The organism is Frankia sp. CcWB2, assembly GCF_977927585.1.
In genome coordinates, this window is the sequence record NZ_CDWRCM010000069.1 from 1 (window position 1) to 6703 (window position 6703).

Consider the following 6703-nt stretch of genomic DNA (forward strand, 5'->3'; position numbering starts at 1 on the left):
TGGCTGCCCCGATGAACTTCCCAAACAGGCCCTAACACTAGCCATCCCTCGGCATCACGTGCGGAGGCTGTGGGCGGTACGAAACCCGTGGATCTGGCCCAGGAGCACGCTCGGGCCGGATTCCGGCGCCGTAGCCGGGCCGGCTGGCCTGGGCGGTTGGTCCGAGCGGCCCCGGACGTGGGCAGCATCACGGCGTGGGGGGAGTCACGACCTGTCGGGCGACCCGGCGGGCGCCGTCCGTTCCATGGCGATAGCCCGTTTCATGGCGGGATGACCGTTGCATGGTCGAGACGACCGTTACATGGTGATGTGGCGCGATGGGTGCTGGTGCGTCGGGATGCGTCGCGGCGGGACCGGGTCGGGTGGGCCCGGGTCCAGCACGGCGTCCCGGCCAGGCCGGGACGCCGTGCCGGCGGGCGGACGGGCCGGCCCCCGCGCCAGGTTCGCCGCGCGGCCGCGCTCAACGTGTAGCCAACATCCGCCGGGTCGTCACCCGTTTTACCTGGTAGGCATCTTCGATGTCGGTGCGCGGCGATCTGGCGGGTGGGTGGGCGGATCTGTGCCCCTGGATGCCCGTCCTCCGGAGCGGGTGGCCGGAAGGCGGCGCCGGGGCCCTCACCTTGGCGTTGCTGGTCTTGGTACCTGCAGCGTGCGTCTGACCTGCGGCGATGCGTGCGTGTTACGCTGGTAGAGGCGGAAGGGGCACGTGACACATGGCGTTCCAAGTCGGCGAGACCGTTGTTTACCCGCATCATGGTGCTGCTCTGATTGACGCGATTGAAACTCGCGTCATCAAGGGCGAGGAAAAACTCTATCTCGTGCTGAAGGTCGCTCAGGGCGATCTGACTGTCCGAGTTCCGGCCGACAATGTCGGCATGGTCGGGGTGCGTGACGTCGTCGGGCAGGACGGGCTGGAACGGGTGTTCGAGGTGCTCCGCGCCCCGCACACCGAGGAGCCCACCAACTGGTCGCGACGGTACAAGGCAAATCTTGAGAAGCTCGCCTCCGGCGATGTGAACAAGGTGGCCGAGGTCGTCCGTGACCTGTGGCGACGCGATCGCGAACGCGGTCTTTCCGCGGGCGAGAAGCGAATGTTGAGCAAGGCCCGGCAAATCCTCCTCAGCGAGCTTGCGCTCGCCGAGGGCAGCAACGAGGACAAGGCGGAGGCCATGCTCGACGAGGTTCTCGCCGGATGATCGTGGGCTTGTTGGCGCAGGCGTAATTCGTCCGGCCGACAGGCGATCTATTCGGCACGGCATGATAATCCGGAAAGGCATTCTCTTTCCGGGAGACCGCCGTCCCGAGCGCGTTGCCGACTCAGGTTCCGGCTGAGTGGCGTCGAGACGGTGGTGGGCGGTGTTGCGCCCACCGGCGGCTCGCGCCGAGCCGGCTGGATCGGCCATGCCCTCGTGGCGGATGGCACACGGGAGGTCCTGTGGTGGGCGAAGGTCACCGGTTGCCGGTGGCGAGCCCCCGGGTGGCGGCGATCGTGCCGGCTGCCGGCCGGGGTGAGCGGCTGGGGGGAGGTACTCCCAAGACGCTGCGAGCCCTCGGTGGCAGGCCCATGCTGGTGCGTACGGTGGAATCGTTGCGCCGCTCCAGGCTAGTGACGCAGATCGTTGTCGCGGCGTCACCGACGCTGGTCGATGCCGTGGCCCAGTTGCTCGGCGGGGGCGTGCATGTGATCGCCGGCGGCGCCGAGCGGGTGGATTCGGTCCGCCGCGCCCTGCGGGCCGTGGACGACGACGTCTCCGTGGTACTGGTCCACGACGCCGCCCGGCCGCTGACGCCCCCCGAGCTGGTCGACGCGGTGGCGGCGGCGGTGCTCGACGGGCATCCCGCGGTGATTCCCGTCGTGCCGCTAGCCGACACGGTCAAGGAGGTGGACGCCGACGGGCGGGTGGTGCGTACCCCGCCGCGGGACGGCTTGCGAGCCGTGCAGACCCCGCAGGGATTCCGCCGCGACGTGCTGAGCGCCGCGTATGCGCTCGAGGACATCGCCGTGACCGACGATGCGGGACTGGTGGAGGCTCTGGGAGTGCCGGTGACGACCATTCCCGGTGCGCAGGAGGCATTCAAGGTGACTCGACCGGCGGATCTCGTGCTCGCCGAGGCGCTACTCGCCCGCTGCGACCTCGCGGACGACGCCCGGCCCGCGGAGCCCCAGTTCGCGGGCGCCCGGTCCACGGACGCCTGGAGTGGCGGATGACCGGCGGCCCGCGGCGGGACGAGCCCGTCGTGGATGCCGCGCTTACCAGCCGGCAGGCTCCCGCGTCCAGTTTGGTGAACACGGTGATCCTGCCCCGGGTCGGCGTCGGGGTCGATGTGCATCCGTTCGCCGCCGGCCGGCCGTGCTGGGTGGCCTGCCTGGAATGGCCGGGGGAGACCGGGCTCGCCGGGCACTCCGACGGGGACGTCGCCGCACACGCGGCTTGTGACGCACTTCTCACCGCCTCGTGCCTCGGTGATCTGGGTCGAGTTTTCGGCACGGACCGACCGGAGTACGCGGGTGCGTCGGGCGCGGTCCTGCTGGCCGAGACGGCGCGGCTTCTCGGTGCCGCCGGTTGGGCGATCGGCAACGTCTCGGTCCAGGTCATCGGGAATCGGCCCAGGATGGCCGGGCGTCGCGAGGAGGCGCAGAAGGCGATGTCCGTGGCCTTGGGCGCCTCGGTGAGCCTGTCGGCCACCACCACCGACGGACTCGGCCTCACTGGGCGGGGCGAAGGCTTGGCCGCCATCGCGACCGCGCTCGTCGTCCGCGCCTGACGGCGGGCCTATCACCGGTGATATGCCGTTTTGTCATCGACTGACCGCGTGCCGGCGCGGAGATGAGAGGGTGAGCCGACCCTGGCCCCTCCCCGAGGAGTCTGATGGCTGACCGCCTTCCAGAGTTGGTGAGGGCCCTTGCCGACGCCCGGACCTACGTCGTTCTGGCGACGATCCAGCCCGACGGCTCGCCGCGGATGACGGTGCTGTGGGTGGACCGCGACGAGGACGAACTGCTGCTGTCCACGGTGCGGGGGCGTGCGAAGGAACGCGACATCGCAAGGGATCCGCGGGTCGGACTGATGTTCCTCGACCAGGGCGATCCCTACGGTTACATCGAGGTCCGCGGGACCGCTACCCTGACCGAGGATGGCGGCCGGGAACTGATCGACCGGCTGTCGGTGAAGTACACCGGAGACGTGTACCGGTGGGATGATCCGGATGAGGCCAGGGTGGTCGTCCGGGTCGTGGCCGACCGGGTACTGACGGTCGGCTGACCCTCCCCTTGGGTCCCGTCGGTCGAGCGGGGCCGTACCCTTGACAGATGGGTCTCCACCTCCACGACACGCGCAGGCGGCGTGTGCGGCCATTCGAGCCGCTACGCCCCGGTCACGTGGGCGTCTACGTGTGTGGGCCCACCGTGCAGGCGGCCCCGCATGTGGGCCACATCCGCACGGCGCTGCCCTTCGATCTGCTGCGCCGGTGGCTGGTGCAGTCCGGCCACTCGGTGACCTTTGTGCAGAACGTCACCGACATCGACGACAAAATCATCATCAACGCGGATCGGGACGGCACCTCGGTCTGGGAGCTCGCCACCCGGCAGACCCGTGCGTTCGACGACGCCTACCGCACTCTCGGGATCCTGCCCCCGACGATCCAGCCGCGTGCCACCGGTCACATCCCCGAGATGATCGCGCTGGTGTCGGCCCTCGTGGAGAGGGGATACGCGTACGCCAGCGGCGGTTCGGTCTGGTTCCGGGTGGGTGCGTTCGTCGACTACGGAGCGATGTCGCACCAGCGACCCGACGCGATGCAACCGTCCGTGGAGGCCGAGCCCGGCAAGGCTGACCCCCGCGACTTCGCGTTGTGGAAGGCAGCCAGGCCCGGCGAACCGTTTTGGTCGTCCCCCTGGGGTGACGGCCGGCCGGGCTGGCATCTGGAATGCTCTGCGATGGCCGGAAAATACCTCGGCCCGGTCTTCGACATCCACGGCGGCGGACTCGACCTGATTTTCCCGCACCACGAGAACGAACGTGCCCAGACGGTCTGCGCCGCCACGGCCCGCCCGGTGTCGAACGCGGCTTCGGCCGATTCGCCCGGCCCCGGTGGCGGCGAGCCCGGTGGTGGCGAGATGGCGCGCTACTGGATGCACGTCGGCCTGCTGACGACCGGCGGGACGAAGATGTCGAAGTCGTTGGGAAATTCCGTCCTGGTGGCCGACGCCCTCGACGAGGTCCGTCCGCAGGTTCTGCGTTATCATCTGCTTTCCGCGCACTACCGGTCCACGCTCGACTACAGCGCCGAGGCGCTGGCGGAATCCACCGCGGCCCACGACCGGGTGGAGACCTTCGTCCGCAACGCGTTGGACATCCTCGGCGGGCCCGGGGAGGCGGCGGCACTGGCAGCCGACGAGGTCGTCTCGTCGTCGACCGCAGGGACGGCGGGGAAGGCCGGGACGCGGCCGACGGTGGCCGGAGCCCGGCCGGTGCCAGTTCCCGGGCTGGGTGGTGAGCCGAGGCTCACCCCGCGGCGGGCCTGGTCCGATTTCACCACCGCTATGGACGACGATCTCGCCGTCGGGCGTGCGCTGGCGGCCCTGTTCGGCGCGGTGAGTCAGGGACACCAGGTGCTGTCGAAGGCTCACAGCCGGGAGTTGGCCGGGTGGGTGGACGTGACCCGGCGGATGCTGAACATCTTCGGTCTCGACCCGCATGAGCAGTGGCCTACCGCAGGTGCCGAGTTCAGGCCGGCGCTGGACGGCGCGATGCAGGTCGTGCTGGATCTGCGGTCCGCGGCCCGGGCCCGGCGGGACTATGCGGAAGCCGACGCCATCCGCTCGAGACTGGCAGCCGCCGGCCTGATCGTGGAGGACACTCCAGAGGGCCAGCGCTGGCATCTGGCCTGAGCCGACCGACCAGGCCTCACCAGGTTGATCAGCGTTGACGCCGTGACGATCAGTTGACTGATCTGATCGGCAGGCCGCCTGCCGCCCCGGACGGCGGCAGGCGACCCGGTAGATCAGCGGGCGCGCAATGTGATGCGCGTCCAGGCGCCCAGGTAGACCCGGTCCCCGTCACGAAGCGGAACGGGCTGGCCGGGCTCGATGGGGTCCGGTTCGTCGTTCAGCCGGGTGCCGTTGGTGGATCCCGGGTCGCGGACTGCGTAACCGCCGTCGGGCAGCAGCTCGAACAGGGCGTGGCTGCGGGAGATTCCCGGGTCCTCCGGCGCTCCGGACAGGTCGATGTCCGGATGGATGCCACGGGACTCGCTGCGCCGCCCCACGAGCATCTGAGAGCCGGCCAGGGCGAAGACCCGACGAGGGTAGAAGGTCGGGAACGGGACCCGGTGGTCGTCGCCGCTGTCGTAGTACTCGCGCTCCGCCTCGACGATGGCTTCCCAGACGGTGCTGCCCGTCGGCGCGCGGTCCCGATCCCAGCCGGCGCCACGCCCGGCGCCGGCCCGTGGGTCGTCGAGGACCGCGTCACGGGGGTCGACGTGGCCGCCGCGGGTGCCGCTGTGCCGCGGGTCGATGAGTTCCGGGTCACCCAGCCGTGGATCACTCAGCCGTGGATCACTCAGCCGCGGGTCGGCGCCGGGCCGAGCGTGCCGCGGGTCGGTCGTGTGCCGCGGGTTGCCGCCCCGGCTCTGGGTGACCCGGTCGATGGATGGCGGGGGTGGAGCGGAGGCGTCCATGCCCAGCGGGTCCGCACCGTAGCCGTACTCGGCGTCGCGTCGGCTCCGGCGGTGCGTGTCCGACTCGCGGTCAAGGTCGCCCCGCGGATCCGGATATCCACCCGGCGTCCGGCTGTCGCGGCCGGTGGGGTAGCCGCCGCGGTCGGCCCGGTCGTCATGGCCGCGGTCGTCATGGCCGCGGCCGTAGGGGTCGCGGTCATAGGGGTCGTGGGGATCGCGGGAGTCGCGGTCGAGGTCGGGGTAGCCGCCCGGGACGCGCTCCTCGCGGCTGTCGCGGCCGACGGGGTAGCCACCCTGGTCGGCCCGGTCGTCATGGCCGCGGCCGTAGGGGTCGCGGTCATAGGGGTCCTGGGGATCGCGGCTGTCGCGGCCGACGGGGTAGCCGCCACGGTTCTCCGGCGTGCCCCAGTCTCGACCGTAGGGATCGCGCCCGTGGTCGATCCGGTCGTCGGGGGCCGGCCGCTCGTCACGCCCGCGTGGGTAGGGGTCACGATCATAGCCACCGGGCGGGCCGTAGGGGTCCTCCTGATAACCGCGGCCCCCCCGGGACTGGTCGGGGTAGCCGTCACGGCCATACCCGCCGTACGAGTCGCCACCGCGCGGGTCGCCGACGCGCGGCGGGTCCGTCACCCCGGGCAGGTCGGCTGGCGAACGGCGGATGCCCAACGGGTCGTAGCCACCTGGACCGTCCGCATCCGGGCCGGTCTGCTCGGCTGGCCCACGCCGACGGTTCCCGTCAGCCGAGCGGCCGGGGGCATCTGCTCCGTAGGGAGCTCGCCCGCCGTCCTCCGGACGGTATTCGTACCTCTCCTGACCACTCATGATCCCAATTCCGCACCGATCGCAGTAGTCGGGTCGTGAGACAGGTGCCCCGTAGGGCATCGTGCCCTCACCTGATCACCGGTTCACCCGGAGGGTCCTCGTCGACCGTGCGTCAAGGACCATCTCATCGATCTTCTTGACGTTCTTCTTCAACCGAACCGTACCTGTTGTGGCATTGTCGACGTGAACCACCTTCTGTAGG

The 6703-nt window shown here is 70.5% G+C and carries 7 protein-coding genes; 5 read left to right on the forward strand and 2 right to left on the reverse strand.

The annotated features are described in order from the left end of the window. Positions 1–713: 713 nt before the first annotated feature. The 5 genes from ACY45C_RS09620 (at position 714) to ACY45C_RS09640 (ending at position 4891) form a co-directional block, all read left to right on the forward strand. Complete coding sequence (locus ACY45C_RS09620; protein WP_462187280.1) at positions 714–1196, forward strand: CarD family transcriptional regulator; 483 nt, start codon at positions 714–716, stop codon at positions 1194–1196. A 242-nt stretch (positions 1197–1438) separates the two neighbouring features. Beyond that, entirely contained in the window at positions 1439–2209 is a 771-nt protein-coding gene (ispD, locus tag ACY45C_RS09625) for a 2-C-methyl-D-erythritol 4-phosphate cytidylyltransferase (RefSeq protein WP_462187281.1), read from the forward strand. Continuing rightward, positions 2206–2766, forward strand: a complete 561-nt coding sequence (ispF, locus tag ACY45C_RS09630) for a 2-C-methyl-D-erythritol 2,4-cyclodiphosphate synthase (RefSeq protein ID WP_462187282.1) — start codon at positions 2206–2208, stop codon at positions 2764–2766. Before ispD ends, ispF begins: the two co-directional genes overlap by 4 nt. Positions 2767–2870: 104 nt before the next feature. After that, a complete protein-coding gene (locus ACY45C_RS09635) occupies positions 2871–3263 on the forward strand; it encodes a PPOX class F420-dependent oxidoreductase (protein ID WP_462187283.1) in 393 nt (130 codons plus the stop codon). A gap of 47 nt (positions 3264–3310) precedes the next feature. Further along, complete coding sequence (locus ACY45C_RS09640) at positions 3311–4891, forward strand: cysteine--tRNA ligase (protein ID WP_462187284.1); 1581 nt, start codon at positions 3311–3313, stop codon at positions 4889–4891. Positions 4892–5004: 113 nt separating this feature from the next. Here ACY45C_RS09640 and ACY45C_RS09645 read toward each other — a convergent pair whose 3' ends face one another. Next, complete coding sequence (locus tag ACY45C_RS09645) at positions 5005–6501, reverse strand: FHA domain-containing protein (protein WP_462187285.1); 1497 nt, start codon at positions 6499–6501, stop codon at positions 5005–5007. 75 nt (positions 6502–6576) lie between these two features. After that, positions 6577–6703 (reverse strand): hypothetical protein (locus ACY45C_RS09650; protein WP_462187295.1); only part of this gene is annotated, 127 nt, incomplete at its 5' end.